This is a genomic window from Ligilactobacillus sp. ESL1201 (assembly GCF_058503265.1).
In genome coordinates this window covers 501,751-524,266 of the sequence record NZ_CP196362.1, presented here as the reverse complement: position 1 = coordinate 524,266, position 22,516 = coordinate 501,751, and the positions used below count along the sequence as shown (strand labels likewise).

The 22,516-nt window shown below is 42.1% G+C and carries 19 protein-coding genes, 3 tRNA genes, 3 rRNA genes and 5 pseudogenes; 12 read left to right on the top strand and 18 right to left on the bottom strand.

Annotated features, from left to right (window positions below):
- The first annotated feature begins 74 nt into the window (after window positions 1-74).
- A complete protein-coding gene (locus tag ACSYSK_RS02590) occupies window positions 75-140 on the top strand; it encodes a hypothetical protein (RefSeq protein WP_491715845.1) in 66 nt (21 codons plus the stop codon).
- A 191-nt stretch (window positions 141-331) separates the two neighbouring features.
- Here the strand turns inward: ACSYSK_RS02590 and ACSYSK_RS02585 are convergent, their stop codons facing one another.
- Entirely contained in the window at window positions 332-1,606 is a 1,275-nt protein-coding gene (locus ACSYSK_RS02585) for an ISL3 family transposase (protein WP_491715395.1), read from the bottom strand.
- A gap of 394 nt (window positions 1,607-2,000) precedes the next feature.
- Between ACSYSK_RS02585 and ACSYSK_RS02580 the strand changes: the two genes are divergently transcribed.
- Complete coding sequence (locus tag ACSYSK_RS02580) at window positions 2,001-2,264, top strand: type II toxin-antitoxin system Phd/YefM family antitoxin (protein ID WP_491715394.1); 264 nt, start codon at window positions 2,001-2,003, stop codon at window positions 2,262-2,264.
- Window positions 2,265-2,459: 195 nt separating this feature from the next.
- On the opposite strand, the gene ACSYSK_RS02575 is transcribed toward ACSYSK_RS02580, so the two are convergent.
- The 4 genes and pseudogenes from ACSYSK_RS02575 to ACSYSK_RS02560 all read right to left on the bottom strand — a co-directional run.
- Complete coding sequence (locus tag ACSYSK_RS02575; protein WP_491715393.1) at window positions 2,460-2,768, bottom strand: type II toxin-antitoxin system YafQ family toxin; 309 nt, start codon at window positions 2,766-2,768, stop codon at window positions 2,460-2,462.
- The gene (locus ACSYSK_RS02570) at window positions 2,758-3,036 is read right to left on the bottom strand and encodes a RelB (RefSeq protein WP_491715392.1); all 279 of its coding nucleotides are present in this window, start codon (window positions 3,034-3,036) and stop codon (window positions 2,758-2,760) included. Before ACSYSK_RS02570 ends, ACSYSK_RS02575 begins: the two co-directional genes overlap by 11 nt.
- A 159-nt stretch (window positions 3,037-3,195) precedes the next feature.
- Window positions 3,196-3,450 (bottom strand): annotated as a pseudogene (locus tag ACSYSK_RS02565) (flagellin); the annotation flags it as partial.
- A 1,554-nt stretch (window positions 3,451-5,004) separates the two neighbouring features.
- Window positions 5,005-5,511, bottom strand: a pseudogene (locus ACSYSK_RS02560) (flagellin N-terminal helical domain-containing protein); the annotation flags it as partial.
- A gap of 426 nt (window positions 5,512-5,937) precedes the next feature.
- Between ACSYSK_RS02560 and ACSYSK_RS02555 the strand changes: the two are divergent.
- The 5 genes and pseudogenes from ACSYSK_RS02555 to ACSYSK_RS02535 all read left to right on the top strand — a co-directional run.
- Window positions 5,938-6,237: a hypothetical protein gene (locus ACSYSK_RS02555; protein ID WP_491715391.1), complete on the top strand. Its 300-nt coding sequence runs from the start codon at window positions 5,938-5,940 to the stop codon at window positions 6,235-6,237.
- A 17-nt stretch (window positions 6,238-6,254) separates the two neighbouring features.
- Window positions 6,255-6,383, top strand: coding sequence for a hypothetical protein (locus tag ACSYSK_RS02550; protein ID WP_491715390.1), 129 nt, complete (start codon window positions 6,255-6,257; stop codon window positions 6,381-6,383).
- A 67-nt stretch (window positions 6,384-6,450) separates the two neighbouring features.
- Window positions 6,451-6,717: a type II toxin-antitoxin system HicB family antitoxin gene (locus ACSYSK_RS02545; RefSeq protein WP_491715389.1), complete on the top strand. Its 267-nt coding sequence runs from the start codon at window positions 6,451-6,453 to the stop codon at window positions 6,715-6,717.
- A 353-nt stretch (window positions 6,718-7,070) separates the two neighbouring features.
- Window positions 7,071-7,427: pseudogene (locus ACSYSK_RS02540) on the top strand (flagellin N-terminal helical domain-containing protein); the annotation flags it as partial.
- Between the two features lie 1,353 nt (window positions 7,428-8,780).
- A pseudogene (locus tag ACSYSK_RS02535) lies at window positions 8,781-9,035 on the top strand (flagellin); the annotation flags it as partial.
- A 257-nt stretch (window positions 9,036-9,292) separates the two neighbouring features.
- On the opposite strand, the gene ACSYSK_RS02530 reads toward ACSYSK_RS02535, so the two are convergent.
- Window positions 9,293-9,361 (bottom strand): putative holin-like toxin, encoded by a 69-nt coding sequence (locus ACSYSK_RS02530; RefSeq protein ID WP_491715844.1) that lies wholly within the window; start codon window positions 9,359-9,361, stop codon window positions 9,293-9,295.
- 470 nt (window positions 9,362-9,831) lie between these two features.
- Between ACSYSK_RS02530 and ACSYSK_RS02525 the strand changes: the two are divergent.
- From ACSYSK_RS02525 to ACSYSK_RS02510, 4 genes and pseudogenes are all read left to right on the top strand, one after another.
- Window positions 9,832-10,269: pseudogene (locus tag ACSYSK_RS02525) on the top strand (flagellin N-terminal helical domain-containing protein); the annotation flags it as partial.
- Window positions 10,265-11,593 carry a flagellin gene (locus tag ACSYSK_RS02520; protein ID WP_491715388.1) on the top strand — a complete coding sequence of 443 codons (1,329 nt, stop codon included), beginning with the start codon at window positions 10,265-10,267 and terminating at the stop codon, window positions 11,591-11,593. The pseudogene ACSYSK_RS02525 and the gene ACSYSK_RS02520, both read left to right, overlap by 5 nt.
- 149 nt (window positions 11,594-11,742) lie before the next feature.
- On the top strand, window positions 11,743-11,982 hold the full coding sequence (locus ACSYSK_RS02515; RefSeq protein ID WP_491715387.1) for a hypothetical protein: 240 nt from the start codon (window positions 11,743-11,745) through the stop codon (window positions 11,980-11,982).
- A gap of 21 nt (window positions 11,983-12,003) precedes the next feature.
- Window positions 12,004-12,249 (top strand): hypothetical protein, encoded by a 246-nt coding sequence (locus ACSYSK_RS02510; RefSeq protein WP_491715386.1) that lies wholly within the window; start codon window positions 12,004-12,006, stop codon window positions 12,247-12,249.
- Window positions 12,250-12,633: 384 nt separating this feature from the next.
- Here ACSYSK_RS02510 and ACSYSK_RS02505 read toward each other — a convergent pair whose 3' ends face one another.
- The gene (locus ACSYSK_RS02505; protein WP_491715385.1) at window positions 12,634-12,900 is read right to left on the bottom strand and encodes a type II toxin-antitoxin system RelB/DinJ family antitoxin; all 267 of its coding nucleotides are present in this window, start codon (window positions 12,898-12,900) and stop codon (window positions 12,634-12,636) included.
- 55 nt (window positions 12,901-12,955) lie between these two features.
- Complete coding sequence (locus ACSYSK_RS02500) at window positions 12,956-13,429, bottom strand: HNH endonuclease (protein ID WP_491715384.1); 474 nt, start codon at window positions 13,427-13,429, stop codon at window positions 12,956-12,958.
- Between the two features lie 151 nt (window positions 13,430-13,580).
- Here ACSYSK_RS02500 and ACSYSK_RS02495 point away from each other — a divergent pair, with 151 nt between their 5' ends.
- On the top strand, window positions 13,581-14,315 hold the full coding sequence (locus ACSYSK_RS02495) for an XRE family transcriptional regulator (protein ID WP_491715383.1): 735 nt from the start codon (window positions 13,581-13,583) through the stop codon (window positions 14,313-14,315).
- Between the two features lie 78 nt (window positions 14,316-14,393).
- On the opposite strand, the gene ACSYSK_RS02490 is transcribed toward ACSYSK_RS02495, so the two are convergent.
- From ACSYSK_RS02490 to rplL, 10 genes are all read right to left on the bottom strand, one after another.
- Window positions 14,394-14,466, bottom strand: a tRNA-Thr gene (locus ACSYSK_RS02490).
- Between the two features lie 35 nt (window positions 14,467-14,501).
- Window positions 14,502-14,574, bottom strand: a tRNA-Asn gene (locus tag ACSYSK_RS02485).
- Between the two features lie 6 nt (window positions 14,575-14,580).
- Window positions 14,581-14,697 (bottom strand): 5S ribosomal RNA (gene rrf, locus ACSYSK_RS02480).
- Between the two features lie 72 nt (window positions 14,698-14,769).
- Window positions 14,770-17,678: ribosomal RNA gene (locus ACSYSK_RS02475) — 23S ribosomal RNA — on the bottom strand.
- A gap of 139 nt (window positions 17,679-17,817) precedes the next feature.
- Window positions 17,818-17,890 (bottom strand) — tRNA-Ala (locus tag ACSYSK_RS02470).
- 61 nt (window positions 17,891-17,951) lie between these two features.
- Window positions 17,952-19,515: ribosomal RNA gene (locus ACSYSK_RS02465) — 16S ribosomal RNA — on the bottom strand.
- The 16S, 23S and 5S rRNA genes sit together here with 3 tRNA genes alongside, the layout of an rRNA operon.
- Window positions 19,516-19,791: 276 nt before the next feature.
- Complete coding sequence (locus ACSYSK_RS02460; RefSeq protein WP_491715382.1) at window positions 19,792-20,361, bottom strand: metal-dependent hydrolase; 570 nt, start codon at window positions 20,359-20,361, stop codon at window positions 19,792-19,794.
- 101 nt (window positions 20,362-20,462) lie between these two features.
- A complete protein-coding gene (locus ACSYSK_RS02455) occupies window positions 20,463-20,651 on the bottom strand; it encodes a hypothetical protein (RefSeq protein ID WP_491715381.1) in 189 nt (62 codons plus the stop codon).
- A gap of 408 nt (window positions 20,652-21,059) precedes the next feature.
- Window positions 21,060-21,611, bottom strand: coding sequence for an aggregation-promoting factor (gene apf / locus ACSYSK_RS02450; RefSeq protein ID WP_491715380.1), 552 nt, complete (start codon window positions 21,609-21,611; stop codon window positions 21,060-21,062).
- Window positions 21,612-22,138: 527 nt separating this feature from the next.
- Window positions 22,139-22,507, bottom strand: a complete 369-nt coding sequence (gene rplL / locus ACSYSK_RS02445) for a 50S ribosomal protein L7/L12 (RefSeq protein WP_491715379.1) — start codon at window positions 22,505-22,507, stop codon at window positions 22,139-22,141.
- Window positions 22,508-22,516: the final 9 nt, after the last annotated feature.

The window sequence follows — 22,516 nt, the reverse complement described above, 5'->3', positions numbered from 1 at the left end:
GGCGATGCTTATGGCATCAACAAATCTAGTGAAAGGAATCGGCCGGCTTGAGTACGTTTCAGGCTATATCGTTGATGATCGAATTCGCAACATTAATCATTTTGATTATAGAATTCAATGATCATCACGACGAAAAGTAACGGTTCTTTGTCAACTAGTGTTGATGGAGAATTTTCCAACCACTTAGATCAAAATTGGTCTAGGTGGTTTGTTATTTTTAAGTCGTTTTTTGTTTTTAATTAATTTTACTTTTAATTTTTAGTGATTTTGGCGCGTTTTCCCGCTTTTAACGTACACTAAATAAGACTCCTACTTGATCAAATTTTTTGAATTAGTTCAGTAGTGAAAGCTTGCTGGTACATTCCAAAATGACTCGTAACTTGAAGTTAAACCAGTTTCTAAAGCCAAAACTCGTCCGTTTGATCCCCTTGATCTTGCGGTTCATGCCCTCTAAGGGGCCGTTACTATAACGATACCGACAACTATTTACCACTGCCACCAAATTCTTCTTGAGTGATTTCATTGGCTGGTCAAATTCATTACCTAGCTTATGGTAATTACTCAATGTTGTAATTATTGTTGCACTATCGTGTTCTTTGAGCGCCGTTAAAATTTTTTGGTAGACTTCATAAGCTGCCTTGAACCCGGAATTTAGCTCTAACCCTTGATAGACCAAACGAACGTCAGTATCAGTGCGCTTGATTCCTGGATGATAACGCAGTTTAACGGCCTCAAGGTCGTTAAAATTTTTTAAAAATAAACGCCAATAACGCTTCAACAGCTTATATTCAAACGAACTTTTGGGATACTTTTTCATTACGCGAGTGCGCATTGAATTCAGCGCACGGTTTAACATCTGTACAATATGAAAACGATCAACGATCACTGCTGCTTGCGGAAAAAGTTCAGGAATAAATTTAAGATAAGCCGCGTTTAAATCGACGACTACTGTCTTTACTTTATGGCGCTCTGTCAGGGAAAATTCCTGAAAATAAGCTTTAATCTCGCGGGTCGTGCGCCCGGGTAAAATATCCAATAATTCATGAGTATCGGCGTCCATTACAATAAAACTATAGCCGTGACCCATGACTTTGATTTCATCGAATAACAGGTGAGCTGGTAGAGTTGTTGGTTTAGCGACTAATAACTGCTGATTATCTTGGTTGATAAATCTTTGGACGGTACTGGCACTGATCCTAAAACGCTGGGCAATTTCACGTAAAGCCACGTTTTTGGTTGCCTCTAGGGTGATCATTTGATGGACCGTTCTAGAAATTTGACAGTGTGACGCCACTAACGAAGTTTGTGCCATCATTGTAGTTTGACAGTGGCGACACAAAAAGCGTTGCTTTTTAAGTGCTAAATAAAGTGGGTGGTGAGAATCAGCACACAGCTGAACTAAGGTAGATTTTAATCCATGTTTGACCACTTTTCCTTTAAAACCACAATTTAAGCAGCGGTTAAGCGGATAAGTAAGTGTTGCGTGAAATACAAGCGCTGGTTTCTTTTTGATAATTTTCTGACTGAGGGGATAATTTTCATCAAAATTGATGTTTTTATCTGTAATTCCGAGCCAAAGTTTGATAAGATAATTTGTGGAAAGCATTGCCTTCATTCCTTTCAATTGGTTTTGGTCGACTTAATTGTAACACGGAAAAGCGCAATGCTTTTTCTTATACCTAAATTTAAATTGGTATACAAAAAAACAAGCATTGATTTTTCGTCATCAACACTTGTTAGTATAGAACCAAAGTAACACAAAAAAGCCGTCCTACACAACTTTAGCAGGTTGTAGGGTGGCTTTTCTAATCTTATAACTGAGCTACCGCCTTTAAAGCGGCTTGTTTTCAAAGCCGGTGTTAGCGCACCGGTTATTTTTTACGCCCTTATTATAACACTCAAATAAATATTTGACTAGCAATCATGTGCTGAAGTTGCTGGACGCAAATATTGCGTACGGCATTAACGTACGTTACAATGAGCCTAGAGAGGTGAACGAGATGGAAAACTATACTCCCACTAAGGCGCGCCAAAATTTCTACCAGATCCTGAAAGATATTAACCAGCAAAAAAAGCCGGTGACGGTCACTTCTGCTAATGGGAATGAAGACCAAGCGGCAGTCATTGTTGCTAAAAAAGACTGGGACGCAATCGCCGAAACCCTATATTTGGAAAACACCGGTACCTTGGCTAAAGTGCGCGAACATGAAGATGACAATAGTGGTTTTACTAATGTTGACGATATTGATTGGGATAATCTATGAGTAATTATCACAAATTTCACCAAATATGAGTGGACAAAAACTACATAAAAAAGCCGTCCTACTTACTTTGACCGAGTACAAGATGGCTTTTACAGACTTCTAAACTATGTCACCGCCCTTAAAACGGCTTTCTTCATGTCCTTATTCTAACACTCGAATAAGTGATCAACTAGTAGTACACCAATACAATTATATCTAAGAATTCTTATTCAAAATTTCGTGTGAACCCGTTGTTACTAATAGCAAGATAAGCTCGTCACTTTGCAACCGATAGACTACAATCCAGCCATCATAATTACTAGCGTAAGAACCATACCTAGCTGGATGAAATTCGCGGTATCCTTGCCAATTACCTGTTAATGCATGGTCTTTGATTCTCGCTAAAATGAGTTCATCATGTTCAATAACAGCTTTTACACAAGGTTTTAATACCGAGACGGGGAAATGCTTTTTCGCCAGTTTTTTTAGTTGACGTTCAAATAAGTTAGTTCGTTTAATTTCCATCTAAGTTATCAACCCACTTGTCAAAATCATTCAACGTACCGATGGTTTTCACCTGACCGTTTTCGGCCTCTTTTTTTGCTGCTTTAGCCTCTGGAGAATCCAAAAAGCTTACTAAGCGCACTTCATTATTAGCTGCTTTAATCAACGATAAGCGAATATATTCTGAAATGGTTAATCCTTGTTTAGCGAGATTATCCTTGGCTTTTTGCTGAATAGCTAAAGTTACTCGAGTAGAAACAGTTTTGTTTTTGATAACAGTATTACCCATGACATCCTCCTTTAACGTTTACTATTGTACTACGATAATTATATCTAATTTGGCACAACGTAGCAATTAAAGACACAAAAAAACAGGAACGCGCCGATCCCCCAGACGCGTTCCTGTTCGAGTATTCAAGTTGATAAAAAGTTAAATCTTAATTCAAAATTAGCCTTGTAACAAAGTCAACACACTGTTAGGCATTGCGTTAGCTTGAGCCAGCATTGACGTTGCAGCTTGAGAAAGAATATTAGACTTGGTGAAGTTCATCATCTCTTGAGCCATATCCACGTCACGGATCCGCGAGTTAGCGTCTGACAAATTGGTTGTCGTCGTGCCCAGGTTATTGATCGTGTGGGTCAAACGGTTCTGAGCGGCACCAAGATCGGCACGTTGACCAGAAACTTTGTTGATGGCATTGTCAACAGCATTCAAAGCTGCGGAAGCGTTGGCACGGGCATCGCCGTCAAGCGTAGCGTTGTAGTTTGCAATAGCGTTGTTAGCCTTCTGTGAAGCATTAGCATCAACAGTTGCTTTAGTGGAAACGCCATCATTAACCATCTTGTCTAACTCTTTGCTTAAATCTTGCAAATTGATTTTATCGTCACCGGTTGCACTATTAGCAGCTTGCTGAACTACTTTTTGCAAATCAGCAAAATCTTTAGTAGTAGCACTTGACTTCAAATCGCCTACTTTGCCACTTGAAGTATCAAATACTTTGCCGAGAGCAGCAGCAAAATCCGCATGAGTTGCTACATATCCAGTGGTTGCAGTTAACAAATTATCAGTACCACTAGTACCTCCCAAGGTGTCCTTAACACCTTTAACGGTAGCCGTTCCTCTATCGGTAGAGCTGTATTTAGTAGTATCAAGACTATCTTTAGCTAAGTAAACACTGTCTTTACCTTCTAATTTTTGTAATTGTGTCTTTAAATCTGCTAGGTCACCGCCAGTAGCTGAATCAGTAGAATTGTTAACAGCATCAATTAAAGTTTTGAATTGAGCGGCAGTAGGAGGAGTAGAGGCAAAATCACCACTTGCGTCAGAATCATTACCGCCATCACCAATCTTACTTTCAGTACCTGTACTAAATACAGCTTTTAAAGCCTGATAAATGTCGTCATGATTAGCGGCAACATGTGAAGTAGTGTTAACTGTCCCAAAATAATTACTGTCTAACAAGGTCTTTAAAGCTGTTTTCGTGTTAGCTACACTACCATCACCAGAGGTTGGCCGTTTTGATGTATCCACACCGGCTGCACGATAACCAGTGAAAGATCCAAGTCCAGTTCTAATTTTAGTTAAAGCAGCACCATCAGCACTAGAGATACCGGAAGGGTTAGCAGACCCCATTGCGGCTTTTAAAGCAGCGAACTGTTCTCCAGTTGCACTTGTCTTAAATGAACCATCCTTATTAAATACCTCATTAATTCCGTTAAGTATACCACTAACACTAACACCATTACTTGTTCCATTCCAAAATTCATCTGTCAGTTCACTCAAACCACCAGCAACACCACTACCAGAATTAATAGTTTTATTTTTATAGTTAGATGCATCAATTGCAGCTGGTTTTGCAGAATCAATGTATTTAGTTAAATCAACATCACTCTTACTGCCATAGCTACCAATGTCTCCTTGCAATTGATTAGCAAATGAAGTTAAATCAGTGGTCAATTTAGAGAATTTATCATCAGTAAAGCCTGCAGCATTAGCAGAAACTTTACCATCACCATCTGTCATATTTGCCATGTCGTCTTTAAGCTTATCGTAAAGATTTCCTAAACTGGAATCATAGTGATTTAAACCAACGTTGCTAGAAGTCCCATCACCCTTAACCAAATCATAAAGAGCATCACCATTACCAGCATCTGATTTATATCCTAATTGACTGACAAAATTATTTAATGCACCAATTTGTTGATCCTGTGTAGCATTGACTGTGATGTTGCCGTTATCAGTGTTATTAGCTACACTAACACCCAAAGAGAAAGAATCCATGGCATTGACGTTGACACTCATAGTTTGACCAGAGTTAGCACCGATCTGGAAAGTGAATTGGGTGTTATCTTTACTTAACAAGTTCTTCGTGTTGAATTGAGTAGTAGTAGCGATCCGGGTGATTTCTGTCGATAATGCAGAATACTCTTTTTGAATTTCGGAACGATCTTCACTCGTCAAAGTATCGTTAGCTGACTGAACGGACAAGTCACGCATCCGGCCTAAGATACTGTGAGTTTCGTTTAGCGCACCTTCAGCGGTTTGAATCAAGGAAATCCCGTCTTGGGCGTTCGTCTTGGCTTGAGTTAAGCCGCCGATCTGAGCCTTCATTTTTTCAGAAATGGCAAGTCCAGCAGCGTCGTCGCCGGCTTTGTTGATCCGGGAACCCGAAGAAAGTTTTGCCAGAGAATCTGACTTAGCGTCGTTGGCCGAATTTAAGCTGGACAACGTGTTCATTGCGGGAATATTAGTATTAATTCTCATTGTGATAACCTCCAATAAATATTTTTTAAGTACTGAACGTGGGAAAACTTGGAACACGCGTAAGCCTCTCACGCTCCACATATATTTATCGGAAAGATGTCATAATGTTTAATACCTTTTACGCAATTTTTTAATTAATTTTCACCAAACGATGAGAAAGTGCCGCCACGAGTGAACTTTTTGCCCTAAATTTTTTTGTAATTTTCTGTTACTTTTAGCATTGATACTAGAGAATTTAACGTTTTGAGTGGGGAAATTTATTTATGAAGTGTCCTAATTTAATCTCATATTAGAAATGTTTTGTTGTAATTTATTTCGTGAAGGTAATTTTTGTAGTCAATCACTGGCCTGCTGAAGAATTTAGCATTATGTTATAATTTAGTCAGCATATGTTCAGTTGTCGTATTTATTAATGGGTGATTGCAAATGAATTACTTATTAACAGCTGTTACTGATTTAAAAACTACACTTGAATCGCTCTCGTACGCGGTAACCATTGCGGGTATCATTTTGTTGTACATCGAAATCAAGCGTTTCAACAATTTAGAACAAATTGCCGTTTATATCAACTATAATTTGGTCAATGAGGCAATAGTTTACCCAGCAGTGCATAAAGTATTCTTAGATTTTTGCGACGAACACCAAGAATATTTTGAGCGTATCAGAAGCAAGGAAGTTCCATATATCAACGTCACGAGTTTATACCATAGATGGAAAAATAACTAAATTTTAGGGGGATAAATATGACAGTAGAAGAAGTAATTACACAAGAAATGGAAAAAATGGAAAAAGAAAATGACGAGCAAATCAAGAAATTGCACAAAGAGTTATTCAGGGAAGATTTGTTAGCCGACGACCAAAGCAAGAAGTAATGTTGCTTGCACGGTGAAGGAAGGAGCTGCCAATTTAGCGCTAAAATATTTTGGCAGATTTATTGAGATGGAAAAATTAATTTATCCGGTAATTATTGAAGAACGTAACGACGATGGTCATTATTATTTGGTCACTTCCCCTGATATCCCAGGAATGGTAACTCAAGGCGATTCTTTTTCGGACGCGGCTTATTGGGTCGAAGATGCAATCGCAACTATGTTAGAAGGCGACGTTGTTTACCCGCAGGCACAGGATCCAAGCAAGTGGCACTTAAAGGATAACGAAAAGGTTGTCTATATTGCTGTAGATATGAAAAAATCGGATGTTAGCTAATAATTAACTATTAATTTATAAAATAAAAAGTCATCTTATAGCTCAACAATAGTTGAAATGGGATGACTTTTTGTGTGCTTTAGTTCGGCTGAATTTTAATTTTTTAATGTCATATTTAATCTAAAATCGATACATAAATGATGGATAAAAACATTTTTTCTCATAATATTTTGGTGCCTGAATTCCATTTTTGCTTCCATTCTGTTATTTTTCAATTTATATAAATTCTAAAACACCCTTAGAAAAATTGATTAATTAACATTTCGTTCAAAATATATTCCTCAAAAATGCCAACGCGTGTTCCAAGTTTTCCCGCGTTCAGTACTTAAAAAATATATTTGGAGGTTATCACAATGAGAATTAATACTAATATTCCCGCAATGAACACGTTGTCGAGTTTAAATTCGGCCAACGACGCCAAGTCTGATTCACTTGCAAAATTATCATCTGGTTCCCGAATCAATAAAGCCGGCGACGATGCCGCAGGTTTAGCAATTTCCGAAAAGATGAAGGCTCAGATCGGTGGTTTGACTCAAGCCAAGACGAACGCCCAAGACGGGATTTCCTTGATTCAAACCGCTGAAGGTGCGCTGAATGAAACTCACAGTATCCTTGGCCGGATGCGTGACTTATCAGTGCAATCAGCTAACGATACGTTGACTTCAGAAGATCGTTCTGAAATCAGCAAGGAATACACGGCTCTTTCATCCGAAATTACCCGAATCGCCACGACAACTCAGTTCAACACTAAAAACTTGTTGAGTAAAGATGATACTCAGTTTACTTTCCAGATTGGTGCTAACTCAGGCCAGACCATGAGCGTTAATGTCAACGCTATGGACGCCTCATCATTAAAAGTTTTAGTCGGTGATGATACAGCTAACGGGCAAATCACTGTTAATGCTACTGCTGAACAACAAGTTAAGGCTTATAATACACTTAGAAATTCTTTAGGAATTGGATCTGTTGCTCAAACTTCTGCGACTAGCGCTGCTCTCCCTAAAACTACTCCTTTAGCTACAGCTGACAAAGCAGCCCTTATAGGTGCTATTACCGGTTTAGCAAACACTGGCACTGATTATGGCGATTTAGCTGACGACGATGCAGATACGTATAAAACTGCTTATGATGCTTTAAATACAGCACCATCAGGTGGTGGTACTAGCTATTTTGCTGGTGCTGGCGCATCTGTTGAAACAGCCATTGATGCAGTATTTACTGATGATGGTGGTACATTAAATAATACTCCAACTGCAGCTATTGTTAAAACAGCTAAGGATACTCTTGATACAGCCGTTGCTTCAGCTACTGGCGATGACAAAACTAACCTGCAAAAACTGCAAACGATCATGAATAAGGTCAACGACGCTTATCAAAGTGGTAAGTATACTGACTTATCTTCTACATTTAATACTAAATTAGACGCAGTTTTTGCTAAGGTTGACAACAGCGGTAACACTCCTACTCTTACTGGTACACATGGTACCGATATTACCGACATGTTAAACGTTGATACTACTAATGGTGGCTTAACCGATACTGGTAAAACTGCCATGAAAACTTTACAAGATTCCATTAAGTCTGCTTTGACAGACAATGCTAATCAGGGTAGTGATATTCAATCCAGGTTGAAAGCACTGCAAAGTGCCGTTAATGGTATCGCTACTACTTATGGCGCTGGTGATGGCTCTGGCTCTGGTAATAATGAAAGTGGTAATACTGGTGCTTTAGGTAATTTAGTCACAGAATTAAGTAACAACGATCAAAGTTTACAAACACTTTATGATAAAGTTAAAGGAGCTCCTAATTTAACTGCTGGAAGTGGGACTGGACTGAATGAAACAACATTAACCAATGATAATATCAATGATTTAGTATCATTTGCTAACCAGTTACAAGGTGACATTGGTAGTTACGGTTCTAAAGTTGCTCAATCTATTTTAGATGCTTATAGTGGAAACGATACGAACGCTGGTGGAAAAGTCAACAGCGCTATTGCAACTTATAATAGTGACCTTGACAAAGACGCTCGTTCCAACGCTTCATCGGCTTTAGTTGCTGTTGACAATGCCATCAACAAGGTTTCTGGTCAGCGTGCCGATCTTGGTGCTGCTCAAAACCGTTTGACACACACCATCAATAACCTGGGCACAACAACTACCAACTTGTCGGATGCTAATTCGCGGATTCGTGACGTTGACATGGCCCAAGAAATGATGAACTTCACGAAGTCTAACATCTTGTCACAAGCTGCTACATCAATGCTGGCACAAGCAAACGCAATGCCTAACAGCGTCTTGACTTTGCTACAAGGTTAATTAATTTGATTTAAATTTAACTTTTCATCAACTTGAATACTCAAACAGGAACACGTCTGGGGGATCGGCGCGTTCCTGTTTTTTGCGTTACTAATCCTAGTCAATAATTTATTCCAGTGTTATAATGAAGGTACAAAAAGAGAGCCAGCAAAAAGCGCTGACCCTCCGCAAGCCGCTTTAAAGGCGGTGACGTTACTACAATAGCAATTTAGCCATCCCAGAAACTCGCCAAAGTATAGAGGGACGGCTTTTTTGTGTTACTTCCGCTCGTTGTGATCTAGGATAGCGATAATCAGCATCCCGAACGCGATCAGCAACGACAGCACTTGAAATGTATCCAAGTGGACTGAAAATCCTTTCGTCAGATTTTTCACGTATTCTCATACGCAATCACCTCCTAGAGAATAAAACAGCCACCGCCCATAAAACTTCCTGCACATTCAGTATATCATATACCTTAATTTAAAAAAGTAATTTTATGACATTTTAAACGCAAAAATCCATCCATTTTTATTCACATCTAATTCATTTTTATTTTAATTTTTCGATAGCTAATTTAATCTAAAATAGATATCTAATTGATGGATAAAAACATTTTTTCTCATAATATTTCTTCGCAATAGGTTCAACTTTTAGTTCAATTCATCCTTTTTTTAATTTATATCGATTCTAAAAGAAGTGAATCAGCGATGCTTAATTAGCATTTATCTCCAACAACATTCCTCCAAAATGCCAACGCGTGTTCCAAGTTTTCCCGCGTTCAGTACTTAAAAAAATATATTTGGAGGTTATTACAATGAGAATTAATACTAATATTCCCGCAATGAACACGTTGTCCAGCTTAAATTCGGCCAACGACGCCAAGTCTGATTCACTTGCTAAATTGTCATCCGGCTCCCGGATCAACAAAGCCGGCGATGACGCCGCAGGTTTTGGCTTAACTCAAGCCAAGACGAATGCTCAAGACGGGATTTCTTTGATTCAAACCGCTGAAGGTGCTTTAAACGAAACTCACAGTATCCTTGGACGGATGCGTGACTTGTCAGTGCAATCAGCTAACGATACTTTGACTTCAGAAGATCGTTCCGAAATCCAAAAAGAGTACACAGCTCTTTCATCTGAAATCACTCGGATTGCGACAACAACTCAGTTCAACACTAAGAACTTGTTGAGTAAAGACAACACTCAATTTACGTTCCAAATCGGTGCTAACTCTGGTCAGACGATGAGTGTGTAGCCTTAAGACTTTATATGGAAATCTAGGAAAGGACGTTACTAAAATTGGTACACTTAGTGGTAGTGAGTTAACAATTAAAGATGACGCTAAAAGTGAAGATATTACAAAATTTACTAACGATTTAGTTTCATTTGCCAATCAATTACAAGGTGATATCGGCAGTTATGGTAATCAGTCTAATGTTAAAAAAGTTGTAGAGGCTTATCAAGGAACAACAACTGATGCTACTGATGGTACTGATAATACTGGTGAAATTACTAATACAGGTACACCAGCAAGTGTTAATCCAACCGCTCAAACTAATGCAGACGATGTAAAAAATGCAATGGATGCTGCAGGTATGTCAGATTATTTAGATTCAAATAGTGATTTAAGTGATAAACTTAATGCTGTATTTGACTCTGATGGTAACGTAAAAGGTGATGTTACTGCTGAACAATTTGAAGCACTGGAGTCGTCAATCTCTGATGCGGTTGATGCCACTTCTTCAGATCCTACCAATGGTCCATTGGTATCCTCTTTGCAAGATGCATTTAATACTACTAAAGGTGAAGTTTATACTGCTGCAGTAGCTCCCTCAAATTTATCAAGTATTACAAGAACTGCAGCTAGTGTTGATTCAACCGCTCAAACCAATGCAGACGATGTAAAAAATGCAATGGATGCTGCAGGTATGTCAGATTATTTAGATTCAAATAGTGATTTAAATGATAAACTTAATGCTGTATTTGACTCTGATGGTAACGTAAAAGATGATGTTACTGCTGAACAATTTGAAGCACTAGAGTCGTCAATCTCTGATGCGGTTGATGCCACTTCTTCAGATCCTACCAACGGTCCATTGGTATCCTCTTTGCAAGATGCATTTAATACTACTAAAGGTGAAGTTTATACTGCTGCAACCGAAACACCAGATGAAACAAACGGAACAAATGGGACAAACGGAACAAACGAAACATCATCCAAAACTACTGCTTCACAGAAAGTTAATACTGCTATCGCAGATTACAACTCTACCTTGGATAAAGATGCTCGTGCTAATGCTTCTGCTGCTTTAGTTTCCGTTGATGCTGCTATCAACAAGGTTTCCGGTCAACGTGCTGATTTAGGTGCCGCTCAAAACCGTTTGACCCACACGATCAACAACTTAGGTACGACAACTACTAATTTGTCGGATGCTAATTCGCGGATCCGTGACGTTGATATGGCTCAAGAGATGATGAACTTCACCAAGTCCAACATCTTGTCACAAGCTGCAACGTCAATGTTGGCACAAGCTAACGCAATGCCTAACAGTGTCTTGACTTTGCTACAAGGTTAATTTTGTTCTTAACCCAGATCTTAAACACAACTTGAATACTCGAACAGGAACACGTCTGGGGGATCGGCACGTTCCTGTTTTTTGTGCACAAATTATTGATTGCTAACCTAAATTTAGGTTATATAATTAGATCAAGGGAGGTATTTACCATGGCTAACTCACCGTTTAACGACAAAAATCAAAATATCGGCGTTCGTCCTTCTAAAATGTTAACAGTTCCTGCCCTTTCCCTTATTCATGAGGAAAATCAATTAACTAATGATGGTCAGTTTATTGATAACTCGGTACACCAAAACCCTTTCACAAGAGCAGAGTGGGTAAAAGAGCAGCAAGTGCATCTTGGAGAATTTGGTGATGATTTGGTAGAAGTACTAGACAGTGAATTTTAAATATTTATGGAGGTGTACTTAATGAATTTAGCTGTCGATACACAAAATTTAACTATCATGGGAGTCAAATTTGATAATAAAAAGGAGTTTAATGCAGTTTGGTATGCTCTAAGTTCGAATATAATCGCGGGTTGGAGCCCTACAGTTCACGATATTCAAAATTTGAAGACTGAAAGTGAACTAGCAGCTGGCTACGCGGATGTTTTAGCTAATAGAATTCGTCCGGCTGAAGATGTATTCTCCGATATTTTACAAGACGAACAGTAATAATTTTGTCATACGCAATGCTCTGTATTCCCTTTTAACGGAAACGTACTATAAAAGCCCCGTTTTTTTATTTTGATATTTAAGAAAGCGTTTTTATAGACAAGTTACCTGCTAAGTGTTACGATAAAAGTGTCCTATAACTTGCCAAAGTTATGTAGAGGATCTGGTAATTACACGAGAAGGTCTAATCAAGTCGGTTGATCATTAGATTTCTCTGCATGCCTCCTCCTACATTTGTTTCAAATTCGCAGTCAAGGTTTATTCCTTGGCTGTTTTTTGGTATAAAAATACTCCCTAATTAGCTTTGTACTAACTATTAGGAGTATCTTTTGCTTTATTTAATTATAGCAATAACTGCTAAAAATTTTTTTAAATCATTCCTCGCTAGTCCGCAAAAAATTCTTCCCATTCTGCGGACGTTTGCACCTTTTGGATAGGAGTTTTATGACTAGCAGCAATGATTTTATTCTTTAATAGCTCTTCTTCACTGATTGGCAGGGATCCCGTATCAGCAATTTGTGTCAGTAACATTGCTACTACATCGTTAGTCTTTAATCCTAGTTTATCAAGCACTAGCTCGGCCGCTTCTAGCTTGTTTTTATTAATATTAACGGAAATTCTTTTATTGATCGTATCATTTGCACTAGTCATCTTATTCACCATCCCTTGACAGTTATTATAGCACTAAAGTGAATCTCCATTAAACTCACAGCGCACCGATCTCACGCAGAAATTCCGTGGCAGTCCTGGTTCCCTTGCGCGTATCACACTGCGGGCAAGAAACAACGATATTGCTCTCATCGTTACTGCCGCCCCTGCTGATCGGGATCTTATGTTCCAGCCGAAAGCCGCCGACTGGCAGTGTTTTGCCGCAGTAATAACAGCGGTGCTGGTCGCGTTCATAGATCATCTGGCGCTTAGCCTGAGAAATTGGCTTACGCTTTGTTTTGATCCCATTTAAGTTAACGCTATCAAAAAAGCCCGACTTCTTTAAGTAGACCATCTCGTTATATGCGGTCACGTCGAGCGACATGCTCACCTTTTTGGTCTGCTGTAATAACGAGATCAGCCGGTCGATTTCGGCAACCGACAGTAAATAATTTTCTTCATCGTGCACGATCCCCTTTTGATAATCAAGCGTCAGCAAATAAAACGTGCGCCTTTTCTTCTTCGTAGTCAATCTGAACCCTCCTTAATCATTCACAATATTTAATTTATTTTCCACATAAGGAACAAAATAATCGTAACGCTATCATTTTACTTTGTCAACACCGTATTTATTTTTAAAAATCCATGTTATGATAAAACTAATCTTAGTTAGGAGGCACCTTATGTTTTCTACTCAATTAAAACAACTGCGCATCAGCAACCATTTGTCGCAAGAAAAGCTGGCAGCTGCACTAAACGAAAAATATCAGTTGCGGATCAGCAAGAGCATGCTTTCGCGCTGGGAAAACGGAACGGCTGAACCACAGATACGCTATATTCAAGCAATTGCAGCCTATTTTGCACTCGACATCAATGATTTGCTAGCACAAGACGCATTGCCTACTGAACCGCTGATTACCAAAACTATCGCACAGATGAAACAATTGGATCCTCAACGGCAAAATATTGTTTATGACTGTGCCAAAGAACAACTTGCGGAACAAACGCACGAGAAACTCCAAGAGAAAAATGCTAGTTATCAAGTAGAAAATAAGACAAAAAAGATAATCATTAAAGGAGAGATAACCGCAGCCACTAGCATTTTTTCCTTAACTAAAAGGCATTATAGTGTAGAAATCAACGTTCCTATCCCCCACGATTACCATTTAGTAGTTGTAGTTAAGGGAGATGAACTAGCGCCATTATTTGCGAATCAGCAGCTACTTTTTGTCAGCTATGATGTAGAAGAACTTTACAGTAATCAAATCGTGATCGTTAACTACCATAATAACTTCTATATCAAAAAGATATTCTTAACTGATAAGGACGTCCAGCTTGTTTCATTAAACTCATCAGACACGAAAAACGTCACTATTTCGTATAATGATTTAACGGTGATCGGCAAAATAATTTTATAACAAAAGGGTGCTAAAGAAGCATTTATATATACATACAAAAAAAGCCGAGACATAATTGTCTCGACTTCATATCAGATATGCCGGCTAGACGATTCGAACGCCCGACCCTCGGTTTACGATACCGATGCTCTACCAACTGAGCTAAGCCGGCAAAGCTTAAGTTAATAATTTAATATCAACTACTAACTCCGGCAGGCGGACTCGAACCGTCGACACCCTGATTAACAGTCAGATGCTCTACCAACTGAGCTATGCCGGAATAAATGCGTGGCGACGACCTACCCTCGCAGGGGGCGATCCCCCAACTACTCTCGGCGTGACGAAGCTTAACTGCTGTGTTCGGCATGGGAACAGGTGTAGCCTTCGTGCCATCATCACCACACGTGAGCTTTGCTCACTCAAAACTAAATCATCTTTATTTCTTCTGTCTTCCGACTTCCACTGCGCTTGCTACTTGGTTAAGTCCTCGACCGATTAGTAATGGTCCGCTCCATGCCTCACGGCACTTCCACTTCCATCCTATCTACCTGTTATTCTCTCAGGGGTCTTACTTCATTTCTGAATGGGAAATCTCATCTGGAGGCGAGTTTCGCACTTAGATGCTTTCAGCGTTTATCTCATCCATACTTAGCTACCCAGCGCTGCCTTGGGCAAGACAACTGGTACACCAGCGGTATGTCCATCCCGGTCCTCTCGTACTAAGGACAGATCCTCGCAAATTTCCTACGCCCGCGACGGATAGGGACCGAACTGTCTCACGACGTTCTGAACCCAGCTCGCGTACCGCTTTAATGGGCGAACAGCCCAACCCTTGGGACCGACTACAGCCCCAGGATGCGATGAGCCGACATCGAGGTGCCAAACCTCCCCGTCGATGTGAACTCTTGGGGGAGATAAGCCTGTTATCCCCAGGGTAGCTTTTATCCGTTGAGCGATGGCCCTTCCATACGGAACCACCGGATCACTAAGCCCGACTTTCGTCCCTGCTCGACTTGTAGGTCTCGCAGTCAAGCTCCCTTGTGCCTTTACACTCTGCAAATGATTTCCAACCATTTTGAGGGAACCTTTGGGCGCCTCCGTTACCTTTTAGGAGGCGACCGCCCCAGTCAAACTGCCTACCAGACACTGTCTCCCACCGGGTTAACCGGTGTGGGTTAGAGTGTTCATACAACGAGGGTAGTATCCCACCAACGCCTCGGGCGAAACTGACGTTCCGCCTTCTATGGCTCCTACCTATCCTGTACAAGTTATACGAACACCCAATATCAAGCTACAGTAAAGCTCCATGGGGTCTTTCCGTCCTGTCGCGGGTAACCCGCATCTTCACGGGTATTATAATTTCACCGAGTCTCTCGTTGAGACAGTGCCCAGATCGTTACGCCTTTCGTGCGGGTCGGAACTTACCCGACAAGGAATTTCGCTACCTTAGGACCGTTATAGTTACGGCCGCCGTTTACTGGGGCTTCACTTTTGAGCTTCGCTTGCGCTAACTCATCCGCTTAACCTTCCAGCACCGGGCAGGCGTCAGCCCCTATACTTCATCTTACGATTTTGCAGAAACCTGTGTTTTTGATAAACAGTCGCCTGGGCCTATTCACTGCGGCTGATTGTTAGATCAGCACCCCTTCTCCCGAAGTTACGGGGTCATTTTGCCGAGTTCCTTAACGAGAGTTCTCTCGCTCACCTGAGGATACTCTCCTCGACTACCTGTGTCGGTTTGCGGTACGGGTGACCAGATCCTTACTAGAAGCTTTTCTCGGCAGTGTGACTCGCTTCCCTTCGCTACTTAGATTTCGCTCCCCATCACAGCTCGTGTTGCTTGAATGCAAACATTTAACTCACACTCGCACTCGCTGCTTGGACGTGCATTTCCATTCGCACGCTTCGCTTGCCTCCTGCGTCCCTCCATTGTTCAATCAGATCTGATCAGTACAGGAATCTCCACCTGTTATCCATCGCCTACGCCTTGCGGCCTCAGCTTAGGTCCCGACTTACCCTGGGCGGACGAGCCTTCCCCAGGAAACCTTAGTCTTTCGGTGGGTCAGATTCTCACTGACCTTGCGCTACTCATACCGGCATTCTCACTTCTAAGCGCTCCACTAGTCCTTACGGTCTAGCTTCGCCGCCCTTAGAACGCTCTCCTACCATCCAACCTGCGGTTGGATCCACGATTTCGGTAATGTGTTTAGCCCCGTTACATTTTCGGCGCAGAACCACTCGACTAGTGAGCTATTACGCACTCTTTAAATGGTGGCTGCTTCTGAGCCAACATCCTAGTTGTCTGTGCAATTCCACATCCTTTTCCACTTAACACATATTTTGGGACCTTAATCGGTGATCTGGGCTGTTTCCCTTTCGACTACGGATCTTATCACTCGCAGTCTGACTCCCGGTCATTGATCTGTGGCATTCGGAGTTTATCTGAATTCAGTAACCCAAGACGGACCCCTAGTTCAAACAGTGCTCTACCTCCACGATCATTCATACCGAGGCTAGCCCTAAAGCTATTTCGGAGAGAACCAGCTATCTCCAAGTTCGTTTGGAATTTCACCGCTACCCACACCTCATCCCAGCATTTTTCAACATACACGGGTGCGGTCCTCCGGTGCGTTTTACCGCACTTTCAACCTGGACATGGGTAGGTCACTTGGTTTCGGGTCTACGTCAAACTACTTTGTCGCCCTCTTCAGACTTGCTTTCGCTACGGCTCCAGTCTTTCCACTTTAACCTTGCAGCTTAACGTAACTCGCCGGTTCATTCTACAAAAGGCACGCCATTACCCTTAAATGGGCTTTGACTACTTGTAGGCACATGGTTTCAGGAACTATTTCACTCCCCTTCCGGGGTGCTTTTCACCTTTCCCTCACGGTACTGGTTCACTATCGGTCACTAGGTAGTATTTAGCCTTGGGAGATGGTCCTCCCAGCTTCCGACGGGATTTCACGTGTCCCGCCGTACTCAGGATCCCGATTCTCGGTTCGTCGTGTTTCACTTACAGGGCTCTCACCTTCTATGGCTGACCTTCCCAGATCATTCAGCTACATTCCTCACCGTCTATGTTCGGTCCTACAACCCCGAAAGACAAGTCTTTCGGTTTGGGCTGTTCCCCGTTCGCTCGCCGCTACTCAGGGAATCACTGTTGTTTTCTTTTCCTGCAGGTACTGAGATGTTTCAGTTCCCCACGTCTGTCTTCAACTGACCTTAACGGTCAGCGATAATAACCTCACGGTTATTGGGTTTTCCCATTCGGAGATCTGCGGGTCATTGCTTACTTACAGCTGACCGCAGCATTTCGCTGTTAGTTGCGTCCTTCTTCGACTCCTAGTGCCAAGGCATCCACCATGCGCCCTTCCTAACTTAACCTTTAATTTATCTGACGATAAATTGGTTATGAGTTGACGTTGTTCTCGTCAATTTTTACGCAGTGTTTTTCTCGGTTGATTATTAAGAAATAAAAATGATTCAGTTTTCAATGAACAATGCTTTGACAGTTGCCTGTCAATGGAGCTTAACGGGATCGAACCGTTGACCTCCTGCTTGCAAAGCAGGTGCTCTCCCAGCTGAGCTAAAGCCCCCAAGTAGAGCTTTCAAAACCAAACAAAGTTTCGTTGTGTGAGTTTCCGTTATTTTCCTTAGAAAGGAGGTGATCCAGCCGCAGGTTCTCCTACGGCTACCTTGTTACGACTTCACCCCAATCATCTGTCCCACCTTAGACGGCTGGTTCCTTGCGGTTACCCCACCGGCTTTGGGTGTTACAAACTCTCATGGTGTGACGGGCGGTGTGTACAAGGCCCGGGAACGTATTCACCGCGGCATGCTGATCCGCGATTACTAGCGATTCCGACTTCATGCAGGCGGGTTGCAGCCTGCAATCCGAACTGAGAACGGCTTTTAGAGATTAGCTTGACCTCGCGGTCTCGCAACTCGTTGTACCGTCCATTGTAGCACGTGTGTAGCCCAGGTCATAAGGGGCATGATGACTTGACGTCATCCCCACCTTCCTCCGGTTTGTCACCGGCAGTCTCGCCAGAGTGCCCAACTGAATGCTGGCAACTGGCAACAAGGGTTGCGCTCGTTGCGGGACTTAACCCAACATCTCACGACACGAGCTGACGACAGCCATGCACCACCTGTCTTAGTGTTCCCGAAGGAAACACCTAATCTCTTAGGTTAGCACTAGATGTCAAGACCTGGTAAGGTTCTTCGCGTTGCTTCGAATTAAACCACATGCTCCACCGCTTGTGCGGGCCCCCGTCAATTCCTTTGAGTTTCAACCTTGCGGTCGTACTCCCCAGGCGGAATGCTTAATGCGTTTGCTGCGGCACTGAAGGGCGGAAACCCTCCAACACCTAGCATTCATCGTTTACAGCGTGGACTACCAGGGTATCTAATCCTGTTCGCTCCCCACGCTTTCGAACCTCAGCGTCAGTTACAGACCAGAGAGCCGCTTTCGCCACTGGTGTTCTTCCATATATCTACGCATTTCACCGCTACACATGGAGTTCCACTCTCCTCTTCTGCACTCAAGTTCTCCAGTTTCCAATGCACGACTCCGGTTAAGCCGAAGGCTTTCACATCAGACTTAAAAAACCGCCTGCGTTCCCTTTACGCCCAATAAATCCGGACAACGCTTGCCACCTACGTATTACCGCGGCTGCTGGCACGTAGTTAGCCGTGACTTCCTCGTCAGATACCGTCATGGCTCTAGCAGTTACTCTAGAACTCGTTCTTCTCTGACAACAGTGTTTTACGATCCGAAGACCTTCTTCACACACGCGGCGTTGCTCCATCAGACTTGCGTCCATTGTGGAAGATTCCCTACTGCTGCCTCCCGTAGGAGTTTGGGCCGTGTCTCAGTCCCAATGTGGCCGATCAACCTCTCAGTTCGGCTACGTATCATCACCTTGGTAGGCCGTTACCCTACCAACTAGTTAATACGCCGCGGGCCCATCCTCAAGCAATAGCTGACGCCATCTTTTCCCCATAAAGCATGTGCTTTATGGGCTCATTCGGTATTAGCACCTGTTTCCAAGTGTTATCCCCAACTTAAGGGCAGGTTGCCCACGTGTTACTCACCCGTTCGCCACTTTCCTGTCTTGTTCGTGATACAAGTACCACTCCCAACACATTCTCGTTCGACTTGCATGTATTAGGCACGCCGCCAGCGTTCGTCCTGAGCCAGGATCAAACTCTCAGTTTGTTTAGCTCATTTTTGATTACTAGCGAAATTGACTTCGCAAATGTTTGCACCCGGATTGCTCCGAGCGACCTCACACATTTTTACGAAACTTTGTTCAGTTTTCAAAGTTCTACTCTGTTGCTTATCAAGCAACAACTTTATTACTATAACATCTCATCGCTAACAAGTCAACTGTTAATTTCAATTAACTTTTTGTACCGCAGCACCTCGTAGCGGTGAGCATTTAATAATATACACGCTTCTGTCCTTGCCGTCAATACCTTTGACTAAAAAATTTTAACCGCCGAATAAACGCCGTACACTCAGCACTTTTTGTTGCAGAGTTAATACTTCAGCTGGCACTCCTGCTCCTAGTTTTCCCAGCCACAACAAGTACAATTCAAATGCCAACACACACAACACTACGGCTAAAATCAAATATTCCGTGATCCCACCCGTTTGGTAATAAAAAAATTTATGCCGCCGTTTGGGGGGGAAAGGCCACAGCCAGTTAACTCCTTCTTTAGAAAAGCTATCTTCTAACAAATGACACAAGTAGCCAAACGTCAACCAAAATGCGACGTACGTTCCATTTGTCAAGTACTTATTTTGTAGCCATGATAATCCAATAAAGACAATCACCGCGGCTAACAAGGAATGTGTGCCCTTGCGGTGTCCTAGTGCTTTATTAGTCACGCTGCTTAATACCCGGCTGCGCTGTCCTAAAAAAGAACGCGGGTGATCGATGTCCGGTAAAAGTGCACCGAAGCCCACGCACGTTAAATTAAACAAGTTGAGCTGCTGGCCCGCAGACATCAGCGGCAGTGCCAGTGTTACGGTTGTTGCTAAATGACTTTGATATCTCATAATGATTTCCCTAACTGATTAGATTCAAAATAGCCGGTCGCAATCGCAATGGCCGGCATTAATTTGTATATTATAGCATGGTGCCAATTTTTCTAGCAACGTTACCTGATCTGCCCGGGAATGTAGTGTCCCAACACATAAATGGCAACGACCACGCACATGGCTCCGAGCAGTAATAAAATGAGCCGCGTTACCAGTGCGTCTTTTTCCTTCATCCCAATCGCGCTAATTACCATCACAACCCCGATCAAGCACAGTAACAAAATAATTAAAATGATCGATAAGCGCATAATTTCACCCGCCAGTCCAGTTTATATGTACAATAATATACCCCATTTTTATTATATTTAAAAAGCAAAACTTTTTTAACGGTTGCGAAATAATTTAAGAATTTATTAAACAAGCTGCGAGGCAAGCCGGTTAGCAGTCGTGGACTAAGGGCACGGCGGAATAAATACTGTACTCGGATTTGTTTTGTCGTGTGCTTAGGGCCCTAGACTGCTGGCTTGCCGAGCGCAATTAAAACAAGCTGCGCAAGCTGACGGTTAGCCGTTGAAGACCAGCTTGGCTAAACGTGCTAACATAACTTACGCCCCCAATTTTGATATATGCAAAAAGAACCGAGACAAATTTTTCCTTGCCCCGGTTCCTTTTTTGCTATTCACATCTAATCAATTAACTTCTATTAGCTGACTAAATTAGTACCAACCGTGTTGGCGCCAGAAATTAGCCGCGTTGCTCCACGAACCGTAGCGACTGGCAACATACTGATCAGCTACACGCTCCTGGTTAGCCGGTGAGTAATCACCGTTCAGATAAGAAGCATCTAACTGGTAGCGACCAACGTAACGGCCATTTTGTGCGCTATAAGAGCCTGTTGACTCCCGTGCAGCAATGTATTCCTTCGCAGCATTTTCACCGCTTTGAGGTGCTACAGCAGTTGTTTTCGTCACGACCGGTGAGGCCGGTGCGACTGGTGTACTGACATTAGCGGGAGCACTAACGCTGGCAATGTTAGCAGTTGTCTTAGCCGCATTTACGGTTAACTTTTGTCCCGGAAAGATCAAGTTGACGTCGGGTAACATGTTATCCTGTTGAATTTTGTCGACAGTCGTCTGTTTTTGCAACGCAATTTGGGAGAGAGTATCGCCCGCTTTAACGGTCACAGTATCTGCGTGAGCAGCTAGCGTAGTAATGCCTAACACGCCGGCAGCAGTTGCAACGGTTAAAAGTGTTTGCTTGATATTCACTAAAAAATTCACTCCTATATGATTGACTCGCTTGCATCCATCACGTCATATCAAATGACAAAACGTAGTATACAAGTCCTATGTGTCATTTAAGTTGCAAAATTATTAACGATCACGCACTTTTCGTAAATTAATTACCAGCCCGTAATTTTTTGTCACAAAATAGGTTGTGCAAAACATAATTACCCGGCCTCAGCCCACTAGTGACTAGCACAGAAGCGTTTAGACTTAATATGACAAAAACACATGCTAGTTGGCTTCTTTTTCTAAATAAAATTCAATTTTCAGGCACTGACCAGCAATTGAGAAGCAATAAAGCGGCTTCTTTAAGCCGAAACAAAAGTTTGTAAAATAAATGAATTAATGTAAAACAAGCTGTGAGCCACTCCGGTTTCGGTAGCTTTAGGGACTCTGCTGACTTGACGACTACAATTAAGATCATTATCTTACGGCAATAGAAAAAGACCTGAGACAAAATATTTTTTCGTCTCAGGTCTTTCTTAGCAAGCACACTAACAGTTAAATGATTATTTAACGTTAACGCCTGCGCCAACTTCTTCAAGTTTAGCCTTGATGTCTTCTGCTTCGTCTTTAGAAACGCCTTCCTTGATTACTGAAGGAACGCCGTCAACTAAGCCCTTAGCATCTTTCAAGCCTAGGCCAGTGATGTCTTTAACAACTTTGATCGTCTTCACCTTAGCTGCACCAGCGTCGGTCAATTCAACGTCAAATTCTGTTTGTTCTGCAGCGGCACCGCCGGCTGCACCTGCTGCTGCGGCTACAGGAGCTGCGGCAGAAACACCAAATTCGTCTTCGATTGCTTTTACCAAGTCATTTAATTCTAAGATGCTGGCTTCTTTTAAGTCAGCAATGATTTTTTCTGTATCTAAAGCCATTTTAAGTCC